This window comes from Streptomyces chartreusis, from assembly GCF_008704715.1.
Taxonomy (GTDB): Bacteria; Actinomycetota; Actinomycetes; order Streptomycetales; family Streptomycetaceae; genus Streptomyces; species Streptomyces chartreusis.
This window is the reverse complement of sequence record NZ_CP023689.1, coordinates 2,817,083-2,839,158: the sequence shown is the minus strand read 5'-3', so window position 1 is coordinate 2,839,158 and position 22,076 is coordinate 2,817,083. Positions and strand designations below refer to the sequence as shown.

Sequence of the window (22,076 nt, the reverse complement as noted above, 5' to 3'; positions counted from 1 at the left end):
AACCGTTCCCGTTCGGCGTACGTCAAGTTGAGGGAAGCGACATTCTCGTGCCCCACCATCGGTCTGACCGGCCATACCGATGGCGTACAAAGTCCCACCGCCCGGTTGCCCCACCCTTTCGTTACCCCCCTAGACTGAACCTCCAGCACAGGTGGCTTAAACGCTCGAAAGGCGCCCCCGTGTCCATCGGCAACTCCCCTGAAGACGAGCGTCCGTTCGAAGACGTATCCGAGGAAGCCCGCCCCTCGATCGGCCGTGCCCTGAGGCAGGCGCGCCTCGATGCCGGGCTGACCGTCGACGACGTCACCAACGCCACCAGGGTCCGCATCGCCATCGTGCAGGCCATCGAGGCGGACAACTTCGCCCCCTGCGGCGGCGACGTGTACGCCCGTGGCCACATCCGAACCCTGGCGAAGGCCGTCCACCTCGATCCGGCTCCGCTGCTCGCCCAGTACGACGACTCGCACGGCGGGCGGCCGGCGCCGACCCCCGCCGCCCCTCTGTTCGAGGCGGAGCGCATCCGTCCCGAGCGGCGCGGGCCGAATTGGACCGCGGCCATGGTCGCCGCGATCGTCGCGGTGGTCGGGTTCGTCGGATTCACCGCGTTCAAGGGCGGCGACGACAGCGGCAAGTCCGCCGTCGCCGAGGGCGGCTCGACGCCGACGTCCGACAAGACCACGCCCACCCCGAAGACCGACAAGCCCAAGGATCCCGACCCGGAGCCTTCGGACAGCGCCATCGCGGCCGTCCCGCAGGACAAGGTGACCGTCCAGGTGAGCGCCGTCGACGGCAGGAGCTGGGTCGGGGTCAAGGACCACAACGGCCGACTGCTCTTCGACGACCTGCTCAAGAAGGGCGACTCGAAGACCTTCCAGGACAGCGAGAAGATCAACCTCGTCCTCGGTGACGCGGGTGCGATCGACCTGTATGTCAACGGCAAGAAGATCGACGACGACTGGCAGCCGGGCGCCGTGGAGCGCCTGACGTACACCAAGGGCGACCCCCAGGCGGGATAAGTCCGGCTGAACGGTCGAGCTGAGGACGGGGTTGGCCAAGATCGGCCAACCCCGTCGACGTGGGCTGTCAGTGAGACAAAGTAGTCTTGAGCCCATGTCTGAACGCCGTACCGTCGCACTCGTCACTCTTGGCTGCGCCCGTAACGAGGTGGACTCGGAGGAGCTCGCAGGCCGCTTGGAGGCGGACGGCTGGGACCTCGTGGAGGACGCCGCCGACGCGGACGTCGCGGTCGTCAACACCTGTGGCTTCGTCGACGCCGCCAAGAAGGACTCCGTCGACGCCCTCCTGGAGGCCAACGACCTCAAGGACCATGGAAGAACCCAGGCCGTCGTGGCGGTGGGCTGCATGGCCGAGCGGTACGGCAAGGACCTCGCCGAGGCCCTCCCCGAGGCCGACGGAGTGCTCGGCTTCGACGACTACGCGGACATCTCGGACCGCCTCCAGACCATCCTTTCCGGCGGCATCCACGCCGCGCACACCCCGCGCGACCGGCGCAAGCTGCTGCCGATCAGCCCTGCCGAACGGCAGGAGTCCGCGGCCGACGTCGCACTGCCCGGGCACGCCCCCGTCGACCTTCCGGAGGGGCTCGCTCCGGCCTCCGGCCCGCGCTCGCCCCTGCGCCGCCGCCTCGACGGCTCCCCGGTCGCCTCGGTGAAACTCGCCTCCGGCTGCGACCGGCGCTGCTCCTTCTGCGCCATCCCGTCCTTCCGCGGCTCCTTCATCTCGCGCCGGCCCAGCGATGTGCTGAACGAGACGCGGTGGCTGGCCGAACAGGGCGTGAAGGAGATCATGCTGGTCTCCGAGAACAACACCTCCTACGGCAAGGACCTGGGCGACATCCGCCTGCTGGAGTCCCTCCTGCCGGAGCTCGCCGAGGTCGACGGCATCGAGCGTGTCCGCGTCAGCTACCTCCAGCCGGCCGAGATGCGGCCCGGTCTGATCGACGTACTGACCTCCACGCCGAAGGTCGCCCCCTACTTCGACCTGTCCTTCCAGCACTCCGCGCCGGACGTGCTGCGCGCGATGCGCCGCTTCGGCGACACCGACCGGTTCCTCGAACTGCTCGAGACCATCCGCGGCAAGGCCCCGCAGGCCGGCGTGCGGTCCAACTTCATCGTCGGCTTCCCCGGCGAGAGCGAGGCCGACCTGGCCGAGCTGGAGCGCTTCCTGAACCACGCGCGGCTGGACGCCATCGGCGTCTTCGGCTACTCCGACGAGGACGGCACCGAGGCCGCGACGTACGACAACAAGCTCGACGAGGACGTCGTCGCCGAGCGGCTGGCGCGTGTCTCCCGGCTGGCCGAGGAGCTCGTCTCGCAGCGGTCCGAGGAGCGCGTCGGCGAGACCGTGCACGTGCTCGTCGAGTCGGTGGGCGACGAGGACTCGGAGGAGGGCGCGTACGGCCGCGGGGCGCACCAGGCGCCCGAGACGGACGGCCAGGTCCTGCTCACGAGCGGCGAGGGGCTGCGCGTCGGCCGTATGGTCGAGGCGAAGGTGGTCGGTACGGAAGGTGTCGACCTGGTGGCCGAGCCGCTGCCGGGCTCGCTCGCGTGTAGTGAGGAGGCGGACAGATGACCGGAGTTCCGGCGTCCGCCGCGGGAGGCTCCCAGGCGGGTGCGGCGGGCAAGGCGAGTGCGATGGGCTCGTCCAAGGCCGGCTCGGCCAAGGGCGTCGGCCCGAGGGCGGGCGGTTCGACGGCGGGCGGCGCCGATACCGGTGCCGAGGGCGGGGCGAGATCACCGCGCGGCGGGAAGATCGCGGCCGCGGCCGTCAACCAGGCCAGCGTCTGGAACATCGCCAACCTCCTGACCATGCTCCGGCTGGTCCTGGTGCCGGCGTTCGTCGCACTGATGCTGGCCGACGGCGGATACGACCCGGCGTGGCGCTCCCTCGCCTGGGCGGCCTTCGCCATCGCCATGATCACGGACCTGTTCGACGGTCATCTGGCGCGTACGTACAACCTCGTCACCGACTTCGGGAAGATCGCCGATCCCATCGCCGACAAGGCGATCATGGGGGCGGCGCTGATCTGTCTGTCGGCACTGGACGATCTGCCGTGGTGGGTGACGGGCGTCATCCTCGGCCGGGAACTCGGGATCACGCTCCTGCGTTTCCTGGTCATCCGGTACGGCGTGATCCCGGCAAGCCGGGGCGGCAAGCTCAAGACGCTCACGCAGGGCGTGGCCGTCGGGATGTACATCCTGGCGCTGACGGGGTGGCTGGCCACCCTGCGGTGGTGGGTGATGGCCGCAGCGGTCGTCCTGACCGTGCTGACCGGGCTCGACTATGTGAGACAAGCCATTGTGCTGCGCAGGCAGGGAATCGCAGAGCGCAAGGCCGCGTTGGAGGAGACGGAAGCGTGAGTTCCCGGGCCACCGACGTGGTGCGACTACTCAAAGTGAGCGGTGAGACGCTCGCTGTGGCGGAGTCGCTGACGGGCGGGCTGGTTGCGGCGGACATCACAGCCGTCCCGGGGGCATCACAGGTCTTCCGGGGGTCGGTGACTGCCTACGCCACCGAGCTGAAGCACCGGCTCCTCGGCGTCGACGCCACCCTGCTGGAGCAGCACGGTGCGGTGAATCCGCAGGTGGCGGCCCAGATGGCGGCCGGCGTACGGAAGGCGCTGGGTGCCGACTGGGGCATCGCGACGACCGGTGTCGCGGGGCCCGACATGCAGGACGGACACCCCGTGGGGACCGTTTTCGTCGCCCTGGACGGCCCGATCGGGTTTGGTCCCGGTTCTGCCGGTGGCGGAAAAGTGGAGGCCCTGCGGTTGAACGGCGGCCGCGAGGAAATTCGTATGGAGAGTGTACGGAGCGTACTCGCACTGCTCCTGAAGGAGCTTGCGGGCGAACACAGTGGGAATGAGCGGGCACAGGATACGGAACGGAACGGGGGGTTTTGATGTTTGCAGCCCTGAGTGAACACGACATCGCTCCCCGCACGGCCGCGGCGCAAGGCGGTACGGTGGGGCGTGAAGGATGCGGCTACGCGGTCCGAGGAGGGAGCCACCGATGATTCTGCTCCGTCGCCTGCTTGGTGACGTGCTGCGTCGGCAGCGCCAGCGCCAGGGCCGTACTCTGCGCGAAGTCTCCTCGTCCGCCCGAGTCTCACTCGGCTATCTCTCCGAGGTGGAGCGGGGGCAGAAGGAGGCTTCCTCCGAGCTGCTCTCCGCGATCTGCGACGCGCTGGACGTACGGATGTCCGAGCTCATGCGGGAAGTGAGCGACGAGCTCGCCCTCGCCGAGCTGGCCCAGTCTGCTGCGGCCACACCCAGCGAGCCTGTACCCGCGTCGGTCCGTCCGATGCTGGGTTCCGTGTCGGTGACCGGTGTGCCACCGGAACGGGTGACCATCAAGGCGCCTTCCGAGGCCGTGGACGTGGTCGCCGCGTGACGGTGACGCCCGTGCGCATGGGCTGACCATGCGCTGAGGAGTTGTGTGAGACCCCGGCCGGGGCTTCTCCAGGGAGACCTGGGGGAGAGCGGCCGGGGTTTCGTGCTGTCCGGGGTCGGCGCCTTCGGCTGGGCCGGCGGGTCTGTCGTCGCCGTCGGGTCCGTTTGCCGGAGTGTGATCACGCGGTCATGGTGGGTGTGATGGCGCGCGACGCGGCGTGAAGGCGTTGGCCCGCGCCGTCACTGTTGCCGTTGCTGCGCCCTCCCGGCCGGTGTGGCGGGCGGCCTAGCCTCGGGCTGGAGGTGAGCGGATGGCACGGCCGATAGTCCGCTGGGGGGCGGCTCTCGGGTTCGGGGCGCTGTGGTGGTGGGCCGTGCTGCGGCTCGCGCTGGCGCCGGACGCCGGAGTGCTGGAAGCGGGCGTCGCCGCCGGGGGATGGGGGCTGAGCCTGTTGCCGGTGCACTGTGTGCCGAAGGCGCGGGCCGTGGGCGCCGTCGATCCACGGCGGTGGGCGCGGGCCTGGCGGGCCGGGCGGACGGGGCGGGTCGCCGCGGCGGCTACTCGCGGTTCGGATGCCGGATCTGGACGGTGGTGAGGGGCGGTTACCTCGGCAGTGCCACACCGTGGTTCGGGCGCAGGTTCTGGGCCGTGATGAGGGGCGTTACCACGGCATTGCCACACCGCCGTTCGGGCGCAGGATCTGGCCCGTGGTGAAGGCCGACGCGTCGGATGCCAGGTGGAGCACCGCGTGCGCGACGTCCTCCGCTTCACCGACCCGGCCCAGCGGCGACATCCGCGCCATGAACGTCTCGGTGTGAGTCTGTGCCTCGGTGTCGTGTCGGTCGGTCATGGGAGTGCGGATCCAGCCCGGCGCGACGGCGTTCACGCGGATTCCGTGCGGGCCCATCTCGGTCGCCAGCGTCTTCGTGAGCTGCACGACGGCTGCCTTGGCCGCGCCGTAGCAGAGCAGGCCGGGGCCGCCGGTGTCCACGGCGCCCGAGGCCATGGTGACGATGCTGCCCCGGACCCCCTGGGCGAGCATCGCGCGGGCCGCCTCCTGGCAGGCGTAGAGCACTCCCTTGAAGTTGACGCTCAGCACCCGGTCGAGGTCCTCGTCGCGGGTCTCCAGGACCGGGCTGCTGTGCATGATCCCGGCGACCGCCGCCATCACGTCCAGCCGCTCGCAGGCGGCGACGGCCTGGCCGAGCTGGGCGCGGTCGGTGACGTCGAGGTGGTGGACGTGGGCGGTGCCGCCGCTCGACTTGATCAGGGTCGCCGTGTCGTGCAGGCCCTGCGCGTCACGGTCGGCGCAGTGCACGGTCGCGCCGGCCTCGGCGAGCAGCACGGCCGACGCGCGGCCGATGCCGCTGGCGGCGCCGGTGACGAATGCGGTGCGTCCGGTGAGGTCGTACGCCTTTACGGCCATGAAGGGACGGTACGAGTGAATCTGACGGGTCGTCAATTGGTCGTACGGTGCTGGGTTTCTCGGTGCTGGGTTCCGTGGTGTGGGGTGGCGCCGGGTGTCCGGCTGGGGGTCGGGCCCGCCTGGCAGTTGGGGCACCAGTAGGTGGGGCGCTCGCGGGAACCGTCGCCTTGGTCGGCCACGCGGATCGGGGTGGCGCAGCGCAGGCAGGGGCGGCGGGCACGGCCGTAGACGAAGAGATCCTGGCCTCGTCGGCCCGTGGTGTTGCGGATCGGGCGGTCGCGGTTGGCTTCCAGCAGTTTCTTGGCGAGGAGCGGCAGTTGGGCCGTGTGCTCGGCGGGGAGCGCGCCGATGGGGAGCCAGGGGGTGACGCGGAGGAGGAAGCAGAGCTCGCTCTTGTAGACATTGCCGATGCCGGCGAGGTTGCGCTGGTCCAGCAGGGCCTCGCCGAGCTGGCGGGCAGGGTCCGTGAGGAGGTTGGCGAGGGCGCGGTCGGGATCCCAGTCCGGGCCCAGCAGGTCGGGGCCGAGGTGGCCTACGGCGCGGTCTTCCTCGGTGGTGCGGAGGAGTTCGAGGACGGGGAGGCGGTAGCCGACGGCTGTGTAGGTGGCTGGGTGGGCGTCGGGGGTGGCTGGGGTGTTGGGCGTGTGGGTGGGGGCGGGGGTGGCGGTGAGGATCGCTCGGATCTGGTGGACGGGGCCGCCTGTCCAGCGCTGCTGGTCGGTGAAGATCTTCCAGGAGCCTTCCATCCCCAGATGCGAGTGGATCGTCAGGCCGCCTTCGACGCGGGTCAGGAGGTGTTTGCCGCGGGGGGTGACGTCCAGGACGGTGCGGCCCGTGAGGTCGGCCGTGGCGTACTTGGGCACCCGGAAGTCGCTACGGGACAGCGTCCCGCCGGCGAGGGCGGCGTGCAGCCGCTTCGCCGTCTGCCAGACCGTGTCTCCTTCGGGCATGGGTCAAGGGTGGCATGGGGGGACGGTCAGGGTGGGCTGGTCAGGGCTGGGTGCCATGTCTCCGGCGTCAGGCGCGTAGGCGCAGGCCTCTGGGCGTTGCGATGAACCCCGCTCCTTCCAGGAGGGTGCCCATGGGGGACGTCAGTGCCGAGGCGCCGTTCACCCGTTCCACGGTGACCGTGCCGAGGGAGCCCGCGCGGGCGGCCGAGGCGAGGGCCTCCGCCGCCGTGTGCAGACGGGGGTCGTCGGTGGGTTCGGTGTCCGGGGCCGACGGCCAGGCCAGCAGGGTCTTGCCGCCGCGCTCCATGTAGAGGGTCAGCTCCCCGTCGACGAGGACCACCAGGGAGCCCGCCTTGCGGCCTGGCTTGTGCCCGGCGCCGGTGGGGGGCTCGGGCCAGCCGAGTGCGGCGCCGTAGGCGTTCGCCGGGTCGGCGGCGGCGAGTACGACGGCCCGGGTGTCAGGGGTGGGCCGGGTGCGGCGGGAGGCGGTGCCGGGACCGTACTGGTTTCCGCCGTTGTGCCCGGCCGGCCCCTGCGGGGTACGTCGGCCGGCCTCGGGGGCGAGGTCGCGGGGCGAGACCCATTCGCTCGGTCCGAGGTGGGCGTCCAGGAAGTCGTGGTCGAGGTCGGGGATGTCGTAGGCGGGGGTGCCGTCGGGGTTTTCGTAGGCGGGAGAGCCGTCGGGGTTGTCGGACGTGGGGGCGCCATCCGGGTTGTCGTACGCCGATGTGCCGGCCCCGTCGGCGTCGGGATTCCCTGTGCCGTACGGAGGAGTTGGGCCGAAGGGGCCGGGAGCGGCCGGGCCCGGCAGGTCGTCGCCTCGGTCGCGGGCGTTGGAGACCGCGCGGAGGCGGTCCACCGCGCCGTCCATCGCGAACTGGGCCGCGCCGAGTCCCTCCACCACATAGCCGCGGCGGGCCTGGCCGCTCTCCTCGAAGACGGACAGGATGCGGTACGTCGCCGAGAAGCCTCCCTCCACGCCTTCCGCGCCGACCGCTCCCCGGGTCACCACGCCGTGCCGGTCGAGGAGGGTGCGGGCGAGGGCGTGTGCACGGACCGTGGGGTCGGGTTCGTGTGCCGGGAGCACGGACCAGCGGCCGGCGACCGTCGGCGGGCCGGTGCGGGACGCGGGGCGGGCGGCGGACGTGAGGGAGCCGTAGCGGCCCCGGGGAATCGTGCGCTTGGCGCGGTGGGCCGTGGAGCCCGCAGTGCGGCCCGAACCCAGCAGGGCACGCATGGGGGCAAGGGTGTCGTTGGTCAGACGGCCCGACCAGGCCAGCTCCCAGAGGGCGTCGGCGAGTTGGGGATCGGTGGCGTCGGGGTGGGTGGTCGCTCGGATCTGGTCGGCGATCTGGCGGAAGAACAGGCCGTAGCCGCCGGAGAGGGTGTCCAGGACGGACTGGTGCAGTGCCGTCAGCTCCGGGGGGTGGGGCTGCGGCAGGAGCAGTGGAGCCGCGTCCGCCATATAGAGGGAGACCCAGCCGTCCTTCCCGGGGAGCGAGCCAGCTCCGGCCCAGACGACCTCGCCGGCCGAGGTGAGCTCGTCGAGCATCGCGGGGTTGTAGCCGGCGACGCGTGACGGCAGGACGAGCTTCTCCAGGGCGGACGCGGGCACGGACGCGCCCTGCAACTGTTCGATGGCGCGGACGAGTCCGTCGATGCCGCGCAGACCGTGGCCTTTGCCGATGTGCTGCCACTGCGGCAGGAACTGTGCGAGCGCGGCCGGCGGCACCGGCTCCAGTTCGTGCCGCAGCGCGGCGAGGGAACGGCGGCGCAGTCGGCGCAGGACCGTCGCGTCGCACCACTCCTGGCCGATGCCGGCGGGGTGGAACTCGCCCTGTACGACGCGCCCGCCGGCCGCCAGCCGCTGTAGGGCGCCGTCGGTGATCGCCACGCCCAGGCCGAAGCGGGCCGCCGCCGTGGCCGAGGTGAAGGGGCCGTGGGTGCGGGCATAGCGGGCGAGGAGATCGCCGAGCGGATCCTTGACCGGCTCGGTGAAGGCTTCGGGGACGCCGACGGGCAGAGCCGTACCGAGCGCGTCGCGCAGGCGGCCCGCGTCCTCGATCGCCGCCCAGTGGTCGGTGCCGGCGACACGGACCTTGATGGCGCGGCGGGCGCCGGCCAGCTCCTGGGCCCAGTGCGGCTCGGCGCCCCGCTCGGCCAACTCGGCGTCGGTGAGCGGGCCGAGCAGGCGCAGGAGGTCCGCGACGCCCTCGGCGTCCTTCACGCGGCGGTCCTCGGTGAGCCACTGGAGCTCGCGCTCCAGCTCGGTCAGCACCTCGGCATCCAGCAGCTCACGCAGCTCCGCCTGGCCGAGCAGCTCCGCAAGCAGCCGCGAGTCCAGCGACAGGGCGGCCGCGCGGCGCTCGGCGAGCGGGGAGTCGCCCTCGTACAGGAACTGCGCGACGTACCCGAAGAGGAGGGAGCGGGCGAAGGGGGACGGCTCGGGGGTGGTGACCTCGACGAGGCGCACCTTGCGGGACTCCAGGTCGCCCATCAGCTCCACGAGCCCGGGCACGTCGAAGACGTCCTGGAGGCACTCGCGGACCGCTTCCAGGACGATCGGGAAGGAGCCGAACTCGCTCGCCACCTGGAGCAGTTGGGCCGCGCGCTGGCGCTGCTGCCACAGCGGGGTGCGCTTGCCGGGGTTGCGGCGCGGCAGCAGCAGCGCGCGAGCGGCGCACTCGCGGAACCGGGAGGCGAACAGCGCCGAGCCGCCGACCTGATCGGTGACCATCTGGTCGACGTCGCCCTTGTCGAAGACGACGTCCGCCGCGCCGACGGGCGCCTGGTCGGCGTCGTACTCCGTGCCGGCCTTGCGCGGCTCCTGGTCCAGCAGGTCCAGGCCCATCAGGTCGGCGTCCGGCAGGCGCAGCACGATGCCGTCGTCGGCGTGCATGACCTGCGCGTCCATGCCGTACCGCTCGGAGAGCTTCGCGCCCAGCGCCAAGGCCCAGGGGGCGTGCACCTGGGCGCCGAAGGGGGAGTGCACGACGACGCGCCAGTCGCCGAGCTCGTCCCGGAAGCGCTCGACGACGATCGTGCGGTCGTCCGGGACGTGACCGCACGCCTCGCGCTGCTCGTCCAGGTACGACAGGACGTTGTCGGCCGCCCACGCGTCCAGGCCCGCCGTGACCAGGCGCAGGCGGGCGTCGTCCTTGGACAGCGAGCCGACCTCGCGCAGGAACGCACCTACCGCGCGGCCCAGTTCCAGCGGGCGGCCCAGCTGGTCGCCCTTCCAGAACGGCAGGCGGCCCGGTACGCCCGGTGCCGGGGAGACCAGGACGCGGTCGCGGGTGATGTCCTCGATGCGCCAGGAACTGGTGCCGAGCGTGAAGACGTCGCCGACGCGGGACTCGTAGACCATCTCCTCGTCGAGCTCACCGACCCGGCCGCCGCCCTTCTTGGGGTCCGAGCCGGCGAGGAACACACCGAAGAGGCCGCGGTCGGGGATGGTGCCGCCGGAGGTGACGGCGAGGCGCTGGGCGCCTGGGCGGCCGGTGATCGTGCCGGCGACCCGGTCCCAGACCACGCGCGGGCGCAGTTCCGCGAAGGCGTCGGACGGGTAGCGGCCGGCGAGCATGTCGAGGACCGCGGTGAAGGCGGACTCCGGGAGGGACGCGAAGGGCGCTGCCCGGCGGACGGTGGCGAGGAGGTCGTCGAACTGCCACGTGTCCATCGCCGTCATCGCGACGATCTGCTGGGCGAGGACGTCGAGAGGGTTGGCGGGAACCCTGAGGGACTCGATGGCGCCCGTGCGCATGCGCTCGGTGACCACTGCCGCCTGGACCAGGTCGCCGCGGTACTTCGGGAACACCACGCCGGTGGAGACGGCGCCGACCTGGTGGCCCGCGCGGCCCACGCGCTGGAGGCCGGAGGCCACGGAAGGGGGTGATTCGACCTGGACCACAAGGTCCACCGCGCCCATGTCGATGCCGAGTTCGAGGCTGGAGGTGGCTACGACGGCGGGGAGGCGGCCGGCCTTGAGATCCTCTTCTACGAGGGCGCGCTGCTCCTTGGAGACGGAGCCGTGGTGGGCTCGGGCGATGACCGGGGGTGCGCCCTGGGCTCCTCCTGAGCCGCCCATGAGTTCCGCCGGGGCGTGGTGTTCGTCCAGGGTTTCGCCGGTGGCGCGCTCGTAGGCGATCTCGTTGAGGCGGTTGCAGAGGCGTTCCGCGAGGCGGCGGGAGTTGGCGAAGACGATCGTGGAGCGGTGGGACTGGACGAGGTCGGTGATGCGCTCCTCGACGTGCGGCCAGATCGAGGGACGCTCCGCGCCTTCGGAGCCGTCTGCCACCGGGGAGCCGCCCAGTTCGCCGAGGTCCTCGACGGGGACGACGACCGAGAGGTCGAACTCCTTGCCCGACTTCGGCTGGACGATCTCCACCTTGCGGTGGGGGGAGAGGTAGCGGGCGATCTCGTCGACCGGGCGGACCGTCGCGGAGAGGCCGATGCGGCGGGCCGGCTTCGGGAGGAGTTCGTCCAGGCGCTCCAGGGTGAGGGCCAGGTGGGCGCCGCGCTTGGTGCCCGCCACCGCGTGGACCTCGTCCAGGATCACCGTCTCGATGCCGGTCAGGGCGTCGCGGGTGGCCGACGTCAGCATCAGGAACAAGGACTCGGGGGTCGTGATGAGGATGTCCGGGGGGCGGGTCGCCAGGGCTCGGCGCTCTGCGGCGGGGGTGTCGCCGGAGCGGATGCCGGCCTTCACCTCGGGTTCGGGGAGGCCCAGGCGGACGGATTCCTGGCGGATGCCGGTCAGGGGGCTGCGGAGGTTGCGCTCCACGTCGACGGCGAGGGCCTTGAGGGGGGAGACGTAGAGGACCCGGCAGCGTTTCTTGGGGTCGGCCGGTGGGGGTGTGGAGGCCAGCTGGTCCAGGGCGGCGAGGAAGGCCGCGAGGGTTTTGCCCGAGCCGGTGGGGGCTACGACCAGCACGTCCGAGCCCTCGTTGATGGCTTGCCACGCGCCTGCCTGGGCTGGGGTGGGCGCGGAGAAGGCGCCCGTGAACCAGCCGCGGGTTGCGGGGGAGAAGCCGGTCAAGGCTCGGTGTGGGTTGCTGACCATGCGTCCATCCTGCACCCGGGGTCTGACAATCGGGCTGAGCTGGGGGAATGGTGGTGCCTGCGGCGGCCTGTGCGGGTTCGGTGGGGGTGCGGGTAGCGCCTGGGGGTGGGGGGGGGTGGGTCGGGGACGTGCCGGGGGTGTCCGTCCTCGGTCGGGCGGTTGCCCTCTCTCAGGAGGGTGCTCGGCGTTGACGCCCGCCGCTGCGGGCGGACACCCCCCGGCACGTCCCCTCACCGCCGTACGCGGGTGCCGCGCTGTGGGGAAGCCACTGACGGCGTGTCCTGACCGTTCGCGGAGAATGGGGGTATGGGTTCTCGGGAGCGGGCGCGGCACTGGCGGTATGCCGCGTTGCCCGGTGTCGATCTGCTTCGGGCCCGGTATATCGAGAAGACCTTTGTGCGGCATACCCATGAGCACTTTGTGATCGCTGCGATCGCTGAGGGTGTGGAGGTCTTTCATCATCGGGGGGCCGATCAGTACGCGGCGGCCGGTGCGCTGGCGTTGGTCAATCCTGATACGCCGCATACCGGGCGGGCCGGGGTGCCTGAGGGGTGGCAGTACGGGGCCGTGTATCCGTCGCCCGAGCTTGTGGCTGAGATCGCTGCCGAGACCACTTCTGTGCGGGGTACGCCCGGGTTTGTGCGGCCTGTGCTTGATGATCCTTATGCGGTGAGGCTGGTTCATCAGGTGCTGCGGGCCGCTGACGAGGGGAATGCGCTGGCGGCGGACACCTTGTTGCGGGTGGCCGTTACGCGGTTGCTCCGGTTGAACGGTGGGGCGATGCCGCAGCGGGAGGTGCGGACTGCGGGTGGTCTCGTCGCCGTACGCGCGCGTGAGGTGCTGGAAGGGCGGATGGCCGAGCCGCCGAGTCTGGAGCAGCTGGCTGCCGACCTTGATACGAGTCCGTTCGCCCTGCTGCGGGCCTTTCGGGATGTGTACGGGATGCCGCCGCACACCTGGCTGACCGATGCGCGGGTGCGGCGGGCCCGGAGGCTGCTGGATGCAGGGGTGTCGCCGGCGGAGGCGGCGCTCGTCGTGGGGTTCACCGATCAGCCGCATCTGAATCGGCACTTCGCCCGGATCATCGGCGTGCCGCCGGGGGCCTATCAGCGGGAGCGCAAGAACGTACAAGACCTGCGGTAGCGGGTTGCCTAGCGTCGAGGGCGTGCAAGAACAGAACGCTCTCACAGATCTTCACGTCGGCCCGGAGAAGCCCGATGCCGCCGTCGTACGGGACGCCCTGGGCGTCGGGGTCGCCGTCGGGCTGTCCGGGTTCGCTTTCGGGGTGACGTCGGCGGGCAGTGGGCTCACGCTCCTGCAGACCTGTGTGCTCAGCCTGCTGGTGTTCACGGGGGCGTCGCAGTTCGCGCTCGTCGGGGCGATCGCGGCCGGTGGCAGTCCGTTCACCGCGGCTGCCGGGGCCTTCTTCCTGGGCGTGCGCAACGCCTTCTACGGGCTGCGGCTGTCCCAGGTGCTGCGCCTCACGCGCGCGGTGCGGCCGTTCGCCGCGCAGTGGGTGATCGACGAGACGACGGTCGTCGCACTGGCGCAGCCCACTCGGCGCAGTGCGCGGATCGGGTTCGTGGTGACCGGGCTGAGCCTTTACGTGCTGTGGAATCTCACGACGCTGCTGGGCGCACTGGGGGCCGAGGCCATCGGTGACACCGCCGCCTGGGGGCTCGACGCCGCCGGGCCCGCCGTGTTCCTCGCGCTGCTCGCCCCCATGCTGACGACCGGCACCGAGCGGGCCGTCGCCGGGCTGGCGGTGGTTCTGGGGCTCGGGCTGCTGCCCGTGCTGCCGGCTGGGGTGCCCGTACTCGTGGCCGCGCTCGCCGCGCCGGTCGTGCTGTGGGCGCAGGGACGGCGTCTGGGCGGGGAGGCGCGGTGAACACCTGGATCGCCATCGGCGCCACCGTCGTCGGCTGCTACGCCGTCAAACTCATAGGGCTCCTGGTGCCGGCGGGCGCCCTGGAGAAGCCTCTCGTACGGCGTCTTGCCGCCCTGTTGCCCGTCGCCCTGCTCGCCGCCCTCACGGCCCAGCAGACGTTCGGCGACGGGCAGGCGCTGGTGCTGGACGCGAGGGCGGCAGGGGTCGCGGCCGCCGCCGTGGCGCTCGTCCTGAGAGCGCCCTTCCTGCTCGTCGTCGGAGCTGCCGTGGTGGTGACCGCCGGGGTGCGGGCGCTGAGTGGCTGAGGCCGGTCAGCCGATGTGGCGGCCGTACGCCCTGAGGGTGCGCAGCGCCTGGATCGTCACCATGGGGCGGGCCTCCAACAGGATGCCCGGTGTCCACTGGCGCCAGCGGACGGGCCAGCCGCCGTCCTCCTGCTGCTCGCCGGCGAGGTGGTCGAGGGAGCGGCTCATCTCGTCGTCGGTGAACCACGCGCGCGCGAGCGAGCGCGGCGTCCGCGCGTAGTCGTGCGGGAAGTGGTGCTCGCCCTGGGCGTAGCCGGTCGGGACGGCGTACGAGTCGAGGTTGTCCGGCTCCAGTACCGCGAGGCGCTGATCGCGCACCAGGCGGCCCAGTCGGTCCGCGGCCGCCTCCGCGCGCGGGCGGTCGGGAGCGGAGTCCAGGAAGGCCACGGCGGCCTCGATCTCGTACGGATGCGACTTCTCCAAGGACTCCACCGCCTGCCAGCAGAAGTCCGTCGCCCGGAACAGCCAGGCGTGCCAGACCTCGTTGCGGTGCAGCAGACCGACCACCGGACCGGTCGCCAGGAGCGAGCTGGGCGGGTCTTCCACGACCGGGATGAACGGGGCCGTCGGGTAGCCGCGCTGGCCGGTGTGGACCGCCGGCAGGGCACCGTCCGGCGTGGAGACCGACGTCAGATACCGGCACACGCGGTCCACGCGCTGCCCGCCGCAGCGCTCGACGGCGTCCAGGACGTGGAGGGCGTGACCGACGTGCAGCGGCTGGCTGACCGGGCCGCGCAGATCCGGCTCCAGCGCGTGGCCGTACCCGCCGTCCTCGTTGCGGTAGGCGTCCAGGGCGGTCTCCACCGGGTCGGCGGCGCCGTTCAGGAAGTGGTACGCGAAGAGGCGCTGTTCCAGCACGCGCGCGGTGAGCCAGACGAACTGCTCGGCTCGGAAGAGCGGAGAGTGCGCCGGGGGCGTCGGTGGGAGTACGGAAGCTCCGGGTTCGGGCATGCGTCAGACCGTAGGGCGGAAAGCGGTCTCGGCAAGCGGTCCCGGCTCAGGCCCACCCCCAGGGGCGGGATACTGGAGGCATGCGGTTGACGGTCTTCTGGCAGCGGATGGCGGAGCACTTCGGTTCGGGGTACGCCGACACCTTCGCGCGCGATCACGTGATGGCGGAGCTCGGCGGACGCACGGTGCACGAGGCGCTGGAGTCCGGCTGGGAGGCCAAGGACGTGTGGCGTGTGGTGTGTGCCGTGATGAACGTTCCGGGGGAGAAGCGCTGACCGGTAACGAAGATCGGCGGACCGGGGCCGATTGTCGGTGGCGTGGGCGAGACTTGCTCCGTGGCACGCACTGACGAGACCGGGGAGATCGCCCGGCACGGGTCCCCGTTCGGCACGACGCCGCCCGATCCGCCTCCGGTCGGGGGCGATGCCGGGGCGAACGGCCGTATGCCGCGCTGGCTGCCGCGCGCCCTGGTGCTCGCGCTGGCGCTCGTAGGCGTGTTCCAGCTGGGCAGCTGGGCCTTTCACCAGCTCACCGGGTTGCTGGTCAACATCCTCATCGCGTTCTTCCTGGCCCTCGCCATCGAGCCCGCGGTGAGCTGGATGGCCTCGCGCGGTCTGCGCCGGGGACTGGCCACCGCTCTTGTGTTCTTCGCCGTGATCATCGTGTCGGCCGGATTCGTGACCCTGCTCGGGTCCATGCTCGCGGGCCAGATCATCAAGATCGTCGAGGACTTCCCGAACTACCTCGACTCCGTCATCAACTGGATCAACGCGCACTTCCACACCGAACTGCGCCGCGTCGACGTCCAGGAGGGCCTGCTCAAGTCCGACTGGCTGCGCAACTACGTGCAGAACAGCGCCACCGGCGTCCTGGACGTGTCCGCCCAGGTACTCGGCGGTCTGTTCCAACTGCTGACGATCACGCTGTTCTCGTTCTACTTCGCCGCCGACGGCCCCCGCCTGCGCCGCGCACTGTGCTCCGTACTGCCGCCCGCCCGGCAGGCCGAGGTGCTGCGTGCCTGGGAGATCGCTGTCATCAAGACCGGCGGCTATCTGTACTCGCGCGGTCTGATGGCGCTCATCTCCGGCATCGCCCACTACATCCTGCTGGAGATCCTGGATGTGCCGTACGCACCCGTGCTCGCGGTGTGGGTCGGTCTGGTGTCGCAGTTCATCCCCACCATCGGCACGTATCTCGCGGGCGCCCTGCCCATGCTGATCGCGTTCACGGTCGATCCCTGGTATGCGCTGTGGGTGCTGATCTTCGTCGTGGTCTACCAGCAGTTCGAGAACTACGTCCTTCAGCCGAAGCTGACCGCCAAGACCGTCGACATCCACCCCGCGGTCGCCTTCGGCTCGGTCATCGCCGGCACGGCGCTCCTGGGTGCGGTGGGCGCGCTGATCGCCATCCCGGCCGTCGCCACGTTGCAGGCGTTCCTGGGGGCGTACGTGAAGCGCTACGACGTCACCGACGACCCCCGCGTGCACGGGCACCGGGAGCGGGGGCAGGGGTTGTTCGCACGCGCGCGTGAGTTCTGGATACGTCCGCCGGAACAGCCCGGCAAGAAGCCCCCGGAGGGGGACGGGGGATCAGGAGGGTCGGGGGACGGGGCGGATTGACCTTGGCTGGGTGGGCTTGCCGCGCGTGACGCGGGGAAGCGTCGTCCGAGTCATGCAGCGTCGAGCTTTATAGAGCGTTGTCCGAGTTATGAGGCAGAGGGCGCGCGTCCCAAGGCGGCGGCCAGGAGGAGCGCCGTGATGGCCGTGAGTGCCGTGCCCTGCCAGCCGACCGAGTCGAGCAGTGGTGCGGCGAGGGCCGTGCCGATGGCGCCGATGGTGAAGTAGAGCACCAGATAGACGCTGCTGAGGCTGCCCGAACGATGGGGATCGAGGGCGATGACGCGGCTCTGGTTGGCGGCCTGCGCGGCGAAGCAGCCGGCGTCGAACAGGGCGAGCCCGAGGGCCGTGGCCGGTGGGCTGTCCAGGCCCGTGGCGAGCAGGGCCGTGCCCACGGCGGCGGTCAGCATGCAGGCGGTGATCACGGTCCGGGGCGTGTAGCGGTCGGTGAGGCGCCCGGTGACGGGGAGCGCGGCGAAACCGAGGAGCCCGGCCAGGCTGTACAGGCCGATCGCGGTGGGGTCCAGGGCGTGCGGCGGCCGGGCCAGCGTGAGGGCGAGGGCGACCCATATGAGGTTGAAGGCGAAGTACCACAGGCCACCGGTGGCCACGGCTCGGCGCAGTTGCGGGTGGTGGCGCAGGAGCGGGGGAAGCGAGGCGAGGGTGGCACGGTAGCTGCGGTCCGGCCGGGGCCGTTGCCTCGGCAGGAGGGTGAGAGCGGCGATCGCGCCGAGCAGGGCGATGGCGGCGAAGACGAGGAGCATCCGGCGCCAACCGACGATGTCCGCGAGCGCCCCTCCCGCGAGACGGCTGAGCAGGATGCCGGCCGACATGCCGGCTGCCACGGTGGCAACGCCCGTCCCACGGCGCCCGGGCGGGGCGTGGCGACCCGCGATGTTGCCGGCCTGCGCGGCGACGCTGGCGGAGGCGCCGATGAGCAGGTAGGCGGCCAGCAGCGGTACCGGGCCGGTCGCTGCCGCGGCGAGGACCAGGGCGGCGGCCAGCGTGCCGAGCTGCGCCGTGACCAGGCGGCCCGGGGCGAGGTGGTCGGTGAGGGGCAGCAGGAAGGCGAAGCCGAACATGCAGCCGACCAGTGCGGCCGTGGGGACGAGGCCGATCACCGGGGTGGGGACGTCCAGGTCGGCGGCCACGGCGGTGAGCGCGGGCTGGATGGCGTAGTTGTTCGCGATCGCCGTACCGGCTATGCAGGCGAGCAGGAACGTGCCGCCCCGGGGCAGGGCGTGGCTCACGGCTGGGTGCCGCGGGTGAGGACGACGGCGTAACGGCACGCGGTGTCGGTGGTGTTGGCGAAGACGCGGTCGCTGGGCTCCCCGAGCTCGATGGTGTCGCCCGCGTCGAGTTCGTGGACCGTGTCGCCGTCGTGGAAGGTCAGACGGCCGTCGAGGACCCAGACGACCTGCCGGACGAAGGCGAACGCCGCCGCCGGATACGGGACGCGGGCGCCGGCGGGCAGGCGGATCTCGGCGATCTCGGCGGGGAAGTGGGGGCTGGTGATCTGGCGGCGCCGGTAGCCGGTGGCGGGGTCGCGCCACTCGGCCGCCTCGGCCCGGCGGCGCACCTCCCCGAGCCCGTCCGTCTCGTCGTGCGCTCCTTCTGCGAGGGCGAGCAGGGAGGACACGCTGAGCTGGAAGGCGGCCGACAGCTTGCCGAGGACGACGGCGGTGGGGCTGCTCTCGCCGCGCTCGATCCTGCTGATCATGGCCTGCGAGACACCGGAGGCGTCCGCGAGCTGGGCCAGCGTCCAGCGGCGCCGCTCCCGTTCGGTGCGGATGCGGGATGCGATCTGCCCCACCAGAGGATCTACTATGTTGGACATGAATCCAATATACGAGAGAGAGCGGGCGGTCGTGACAGTGCGGCCGGCCGACTCCGGCGACGTGGAGGTCATCCGTGCGATCCGCAACCACGCGATCGAGCACTCGACGGCCCTGTGGACGCAGACGCCGCAGTCCCCGGCCGAGGCCGTGACCTGGCTGGCCGCCCACCTGGAGCGCGGCTCGGCCTTCGTGGCCGAGGTGGATGGCGAGGTGGCCGGGTTCGCGGTCTACGGGCCGTGGCGGGAGCTAGAGGGCTATCGCCACACGGTGGAGGACTCGGTCTACGTCCGCGAAGGCCGGCACGGACTCGGCATCGGCTCCGCGCTCCTTGCCGCGCTCATCACCGCCGCGCGCGAGGCGGGCCACCATGTCGTCATCGCCGGCATCGAGTCGGAGAACGCCTCGTCGATCCGGCTGCACGAGCGATTCGGGTTCCAGTGCGTCGGCGTAATCCCGGAGGTGGGCACGAAGTTCGGCCGGTGGCTCGATCTGACGCTCATGAGGCTGGCGTTGAGCTGAGGCCGAGGGCGGTATCGAGCGGGAGTTGGCGGGCCCGTCGAGGCGTGCCCGGGTCCGGTCGTGGTGCGTGTGGCGCCGGTCGCGGGCGTGTGTCCACAGGTGTCGCGTGGTGCGCTTGACACGAAAATCGAACATCCATTCTCATGGAAGTGCCGGCGAGGCGCTCGGCAGGCATTTCGCCATGGTTTCGACGGAGAAGTGCCCGAGTTATCCACAGGCCGGACGGGCGTCGGGGCGCATTGTCAGTGGCAGGCGTTAGCGTCTTTGACGTGAAGCGATCGACTCAAGCAAACCGGGTGGAACCCATGGCAGGAACCGACCGCGAGAAGGCCCTGGATGCCGCACTCGCACAGATTGAACGGCAATTCGGCAAGGGCGCGGTCATGCGCATGGGCGAGCGGCCGAATGAGCCCATCGAGGTCATCCCCACCGGGTCGACCGCGCTCGACGTAGCCCTCGGCGTCGGCGGTCTGCCGCGCGGCCGTGTGGTGGAGGTCTACGGCCCGGAGTCCTCCGGTAAGACGACCCTGACCCTGCACGCGGTGGCGAACGCGCAGAAGGCCGGCGGCCAGGTCGCCTTCGTGGACGCCGAGCACGCCCTCGACCCCGAGTACGCGAAGAAGCTCGGCGTCGACATCGACAACCTGATCCTCTCCCAGCCCGACAACGGCGAGCAGGCCCTGGAGATCGTGGACATGCTCGTCCGCTCCGGCGCCCTCGACCTCATCGTCATCGACTCCGTCGCCGCGCTCGTCCCGCGCGCGGAGATCGAGGGCGAGATGGGTGACAGCCACGTCGGTCTCCAGGCCCGTCTGATGAGCCAGGCGCTGCGGAAGATCACCAGTGCGCTCAACCAGTCCAAGACCACCGCGATCTTCATCAACCAGCTCCGCGAGAAGATCGGCGTGATGTTCGGCTCCCCGGAGACCACGACCGGTGGCCGGGCGCTGAAGTTCTACGCCTCGGTCCGTATCGACATCCGTCGCATCGAGACCCTGAAGGACGGCACTGACGCGGTCGGCAACCGCACTCGCTGCAAGGTCGTCAAGAACAAGGTCGCGCCGCCCTTCAAGCAGGCCGAGTTCGACATCCTCTACGGCCACGGCATCAGCCGCGAGGGCGGCCTGATCGACATGGGCGTGGAGCACGGGTTCGTGCGCAAGGCCGGCGCCTGGTACACGTACGAGGGCGACCAGCTCGGCCAGGGCAAGGAGAACGCGCGCAACTTCCTGAAGGACAACCCCGACCTGGCCAACGAGATCGAGAAGAAGATCAAGGAGAAGCTGGGTGTCGGGGTTCGGCCCGAGGAGCCGGCCGCCGAGCCGGGCGCGGACGCCGCGGTCTCCGCCACCCCGGACGACGCCGCGAAGACGGTGCCGGCACCGGCTGCGACCAAGGCAGCCAAGACCAAGGCCGCGACCGCCAAGAGCTGATCCGTGACACGGCGAACCGACTGGGCCGAGTACACCGCCTATCCGGACACTCCGCGGGGGCGGGGGAGAGGCGGCGACGAGGGCTCCTCCGGCATGGGCGGACACACCGCCGGAGGAGACACGGTCCATGACGCGGACGGGGGGAATGACGGCACGCCGCCGTACGGCGCGAGTGGCTCTCACGGCACTGGCGATGCGTACGGTACGGGTGACTCGGACGGCGCGGGTGGTTCTCACGGGGGATACGGCGATTACGGCGACGAGTCGGGCCCGGCGTACAGCGCCGGTGCCTCCGGTGGCGGCTCGCGTCGTGGCCGCAGTGGGACTCGGGGCTCGGACGGCTCACGGGGGCGTCGTCGACGCGGTCGTACGGAGTCGTCCGGTGAGGACGGAGGTGCCTCTTCCTCGTCGAGGGCCGAGGAGAGGATGCCCCCAGCGGACCCGGTGGAGCGGGCGCGGGCGATCTGTCTGCGCCTGCTCACCGGGACCCCGCGCACGCGGAAGCAACTCGCGGACGCCCTGCGCAAGCGGGAGATCCCGGACGACGTCGCCGAGGAGGTGCTGTCGAGGTTCGAGGAAGTCGGCCTCATCAACGACAGTGCGTTCGCGGACGCCTGGGTGGAGTCCCGGCACCACGGCCGAGGGCTGGCGCGGCGCGCGCTCGCCCAGGAACTGCGCACCAAGGGCGTCGACTCCACACTGATCGACGCGGCCGTCTCCCAGCTCGACTCCGAGCAGGAAGAGGCGACCGCCCGCGAACTCGTGGACCGCAAGCTCCGCTCCACGCGGGGCCTCGACCGCGACAAACGCCTGCGCCGCCTCGCGGGCATGCTCGCCCGCAAGGGCTACCCCGAGGGCATGGCCCTGCGGGTGGTGCGGCAGGCACTGGAGGAAGAGGGCGAGGACACGGAGTTCCTGGGAGACGAGGGTTTCTGAGCGTCGCTCCCCGCCCGCCCACTGACAGACCGACCGAGCCGCGGGATCCCGGCCCGGAGCACTGTGGACGCGCGGGGGCGCCCATCGCGTTCCGGGCCGGGATCGGCGTGTGTGGGTGTGTAGCCGCGCCTGTCGGGGCGGTGACCGGTCGGTGGCCAGTGGTTGGTGGTCACTGGTCAGTGGTTGGTGGTCAGCGCGCTTCGGGCTGAGCCGTTGATCACGGGGAGTGCACGGCACGGGGCGGTGGAGGCGGGCCCACCTCCGTCGTCACCGGCAGGCCCTCAGCCCGCCAGGCCTGGAATCCGCCGACCAGATCGGTGGCCCGGCGCAGCCCCAGCCGCCGTAGCGACTCGACTGCCAGGCTGGACGCGTATCCCTCGTTGCAGATCACCACGACCCGCACGTCATGGCTGGTTGCCTCGGGGGCGCGATGGCTGCCCTGAGGGTCGAGCCGCCACTCCAGTTCGTTGCGCTCGACGACCAGGGCACCGGGGATGAGGCCGTCCCGTTCGCGCAGGGCCGCGTACCGGATGTCGACCAGCAGAGCCTCGCCGCCCTGGAAGGCTTCGTATGCCTCCTGGGGCTTGATCCGCTCGTAGCCGGCGCGTACCCGCTCCAGGAACTCGTCGATGCCGACCGGCGGTTCAGCCGTGCTGTTGCCGCCCACCGGCGATCGGAAGCTCCCGACGGCCTGCTGCTCGCCCCCATCGCTCACGTCGCTGCCCCTCAACTCCGGCCCG

The 22,076-nt window shown here is 71.3% G+C and carries 20 protein-coding genes and 1 pseudogene; 14 read left to right on the top strand and 7 right to left on the bottom strand.

Annotated features, from left to right (window positions below):
- Positions 1–179 precede the first annotated feature (179 nt).
- The 6 genes from CP983_RS11805 (at position 180) to CP983_RS11780 (ending at position 5,007) form a co-directional block, all read left to right on the top strand.
- Positions 180–1,016, top strand: a complete 837-nt coding sequence (locus tag CP983_RS11805) for a helix-turn-helix domain-containing protein (RefSeq protein ID WP_030957744.1) — start codon at positions 180–182, stop codon at positions 1,014–1,016.
- Between the two features lie 94 nt (positions 1,017–1,110).
- Positions 1,111–2,592 (top strand): 30S ribosomal protein S12 methylthiotransferase RimO, encoded by a 1,482-nt coding sequence (gene rimO / locus CP983_RS11800; protein ID WP_107907424.1) that lies wholly within the window; start codon positions 1,111–1,113, stop codon positions 2,590–2,592.
- Positions 2,589–3,380 (top strand): CDP-diacylglycerol--glycerol-3-phosphate 3-phosphatidyltransferase, encoded by a 792-nt coding sequence (gene pgsA, locus CP983_RS11795; RefSeq protein WP_150499569.1) that lies wholly within the window; start codon positions 2,589–2,591, stop codon positions 3,378–3,380. The genes rimO and pgsA overlap by 4 nt, the downstream gene beginning before the upstream one ends.
- Positions 3,377–3,922 (top strand): CinA family protein, encoded by a 546-nt coding sequence (locus CP983_RS11790; protein ID WP_107907426.1) that lies wholly within the window; start codon positions 3,377–3,379, stop codon positions 3,920–3,922. The genes pgsA and CP983_RS11790 overlap by 4 nt, the downstream gene beginning before the upstream one ends.
- A gap of 109 nt (positions 3,923–4,031) precedes the next feature.
- On the top strand, positions 4,032–4,412 hold the full coding sequence (locus tag CP983_RS11785) for a helix-turn-helix domain-containing protein (protein WP_030960654.1): 381 nt from the start codon (positions 4,032–4,034) through the stop codon (positions 4,410–4,412).
- A 310-nt stretch (positions 4,413–4,722) separates the two neighbouring features.
- Complete coding sequence (locus tag CP983_RS11780; RefSeq protein WP_150499568.1) at positions 4,723–5,007, top strand: hypothetical protein; 285 nt, start codon at positions 4,723–4,725, stop codon at positions 5,005–5,007.
- Positions 5,008–5,073: 66 nt separating this feature from the next.
- On the opposite strand, the gene CP983_RS11775 is transcribed toward CP983_RS11780, so the two are convergent.
- The 3 genes from CP983_RS11775 to CP983_RS11765 form a co-directional block, all read right to left on the bottom strand.
- Entirely contained in the window at positions 5,074–5,838 is a 765-nt protein-coding gene (locus CP983_RS11775) for an SDR family NAD(P)-dependent oxidoreductase (protein ID WP_150499567.1), read from the bottom strand.
- Positions 5,839–5,870: 32 nt separating this feature from the next.
- On the bottom strand, positions 5,871–6,788 hold the full coding sequence (locus CP983_RS11770) for a DNA-formamidopyrimidine glycosylase family protein (RefSeq protein ID WP_150499566.1): 918 nt from the start codon (positions 6,786–6,788) through the stop codon (positions 5,871–5,873).
- Between the two features lie 67 nt (positions 6,789–6,855).
- Complete coding sequence (locus CP983_RS11765) at positions 6,856–11,850, bottom strand: ATP-dependent helicase (protein WP_150499565.1); 4,995 nt, start codon at positions 11,848–11,850, stop codon at positions 6,856–6,858.
- Positions 11,851–12,156: 306 nt separating this feature from the next.
- Between CP983_RS11765 and CP983_RS11760 the strand changes: the two are divergent.
- The 3 genes and pseudogenes from CP983_RS11760 to CP983_RS11750 form a co-directional block, all read left to right on the top strand.
- Positions 12,157–12,984, top strand: a pseudogene (locus tag CP983_RS11760) (AraC family transcriptional regulator); the annotation flags it as partial.
- Between the two features lie 31 nt (positions 12,985–13,015).
- A complete protein-coding gene (locus CP983_RS11755; protein ID WP_150499563.1) occupies positions 13,016–13,738 on the top strand; it encodes an AzlC family ABC transporter permease in 723 nt (240 codons plus the stop codon).
- On the top strand, positions 13,735–14,043 hold the full coding sequence (locus CP983_RS11750) for an AzlD domain-containing protein (protein WP_150499562.1): 309 nt from the start codon (positions 13,735–13,737) through the stop codon (positions 14,041–14,043). Before CP983_RS11755 ends, CP983_RS11750 begins: the two co-directional genes overlap by 4 nt.
- A 6-nt stretch (positions 14,044–14,049) precedes the next feature.
- On the opposite strand, the gene CP983_RS11745 is transcribed toward CP983_RS11750, so the two are convergent.
- Positions 14,050–14,994, bottom strand: coding sequence for a hypothetical protein (locus CP983_RS11745; RefSeq protein ID WP_150499561.1), 945 nt, complete (start codon positions 14,992–14,994; stop codon positions 14,050–14,052).
- 80 nt (positions 14,995–15,074) lie between these two features.
- On the opposite strand from CP983_RS11745, the gene CP983_RS11740 reads away from it, so the two are divergent.
- Positions 15,075–15,269, top strand: a complete 195-nt coding sequence (locus CP983_RS11740) for a DUF3046 domain-containing protein (protein ID WP_030946683.1) — start codon at positions 15,075–15,077, stop codon at positions 15,267–15,269.
- Between the two features lie 60 nt (positions 15,270–15,329).
- Positions 15,330–16,613, top strand: a complete 1,284-nt coding sequence (locus CP983_RS11735) for an AI-2E family transporter (protein ID WP_150499560.1) — start codon at positions 15,330–15,332, stop codon at positions 16,611–16,613.
- Positions 16,614–16,699: 86 nt separating this feature from the next.
- Here the strand turns inward: CP983_RS11735 and CP983_RS11730 are convergent, their stop codons facing one another.
- A complete protein-coding gene (locus tag CP983_RS11730) occupies positions 16,700–17,860 on the bottom strand; it encodes an MFS transporter (RefSeq protein ID WP_150499559.1) in 1,161 nt (386 codons plus the stop codon).
- On the bottom strand, positions 17,857–18,447 hold the full coding sequence (locus tag CP983_RS11725; RefSeq protein ID WP_150499558.1) for a helix-turn-helix domain-containing protein: 591 nt from the start codon (positions 18,445–18,447) through the stop codon (positions 17,857–17,859). The genes CP983_RS11730 and CP983_RS11725 overlap by 4 nt, the downstream gene beginning before the upstream one ends.
- Between CP983_RS11725 and CP983_RS11720 the strand changes: the two genes are divergently transcribed.
- The 3 genes from CP983_RS11720 to recX all read left to right on the top strand — a co-directional run bounded on the left by CP983_RS11720 (position 18,446) and on the right by recX (position 21,336).
- The gene (locus tag CP983_RS11720; protein WP_150499557.1) at positions 18,446–18,967 is read left to right on the top strand and encodes a GNAT family N-acetyltransferase; all 522 of its coding nucleotides are present in this window, start codon (positions 18,446–18,448) and stop codon (positions 18,965–18,967) included. The genes CP983_RS11725 and CP983_RS11720 overlap by 2 nt on opposite strands.
- Positions 18,968–19,272: 305 nt before the next feature.
- Positions 19,273–20,400: a recombinase RecA gene (gene recA, locus CP983_RS11715; RefSeq protein WP_093747493.1), complete on the top strand. Its 1,128-nt coding sequence runs from the start codon at positions 19,273–19,275 to the stop codon at positions 20,398–20,400.
- Between the two features lie 3 nt (positions 20,401–20,403).
- Complete coding sequence (gene recX, locus CP983_RS11710) at positions 20,404–21,336, top strand: recombination regulator RecX (RefSeq protein WP_125529498.1); 933 nt, start codon at positions 20,404–20,406, stop codon at positions 21,334–21,336.
- Positions 21,337–21,553: 217 nt separating this feature from the next.
- Here recX and CP983_RS11705 read toward each other — a convergent pair whose 3' ends face one another.
- Positions 21,554–22,003: a rhodanese-like domain-containing protein gene (locus CP983_RS11705; protein WP_150506557.1), complete on the bottom strand. Its 450-nt coding sequence runs from the start codon at positions 22,001–22,003 to the stop codon at positions 21,554–21,556.
- Between the last annotated feature and the right edge of the window lie 73 nt (positions 22,004–22,076).

What these genes read in the sequence shown, in the direction of transcription:
- rimO (WP_107907424.1), top strand. Translation starts at nt 1,111, where the DNA reads ATGTCTGAACGCCGTACCGTCGCACTCGTCACTCTTGGCTGCGCCCGT.
- pgsA (WP_150499569.1), top strand. Translation starts at nt 2,589, where the DNA reads ATGACCGGAGTTCCGGCGTCCGCCGCGGGAGGCTCCCAGGCGGGTGCG.
- CP983_RS11785 (WP_030960654.1), top strand. Translation starts at nt 4,032, where the DNA reads ATGATTCTGCTCCGTCGCCTGCTTGGTGACGTGCTGCGTCGGCAGCGC.
- CP983_RS11780 (WP_150499568.1), top strand. Translation starts at nt 4,723, where the DNA reads ATGGCACGGCCGATAGTCCGCTGGGGGGCGGCTCTCGGGTTCGGGGCG.
- CP983_RS11775 (WP_150499567.1), bottom strand. Translation starts at nt 5,838, where the DNA reads ATGGCCGTAAAGGCGTACGACCTCACCGGACGCACCGCATTCGTCACC.
- CP983_RS11770 (WP_150499566.1), bottom strand. Translation starts at nt 6,788, where the DNA reads ATGCCCGAAGGAGACACGGTCTGGCAGACGGCGAAGCGGCTGCACGCC.
- CP983_RS11765 (WP_150499565.1), bottom strand. Translation starts at nt 11,850, where the DNA reads ATGGTCAGCAACCCACACCGAGCCTTGACCGGCTTCTCCCCCGCAACC.
- CP983_RS11745 (WP_150499561.1), bottom strand. Translation starts at nt 14,994, where the DNA reads ATGCCCGAACCCGGAGCTTCCGTACTCCCACCGACGCCCCCGGCGCAC.
- CP983_RS11740 (WP_030946683.1), top strand. Translation starts at nt 15,075, where the DNA reads ATGCGGTTGACGGTCTTCTGGCAGCGGATGGCGGAGCACTTCGGTTCG.
- CP983_RS11720 (WP_150499557.1), top strand. Translation starts at nt 18,446, where the DNA reads ATGAATCCAATATACGAGAGAGAGCGGGCGGTCGTGACAGTGCGGCCG.
- CP983_RS11725 (WP_150499558.1), bottom strand. Translation starts at nt 18,447, where the DNA reads ATGTCCAACATAGTAGATCCTCTGGTGGGGCAGATCGCATCCCGCATC.
- recA (WP_093747493.1), top strand. Translation starts at nt 19,273, where the DNA reads ATGGCAGGAACCGACCGCGAGAAGGCCCTGGATGCCGCACTCGCACAG.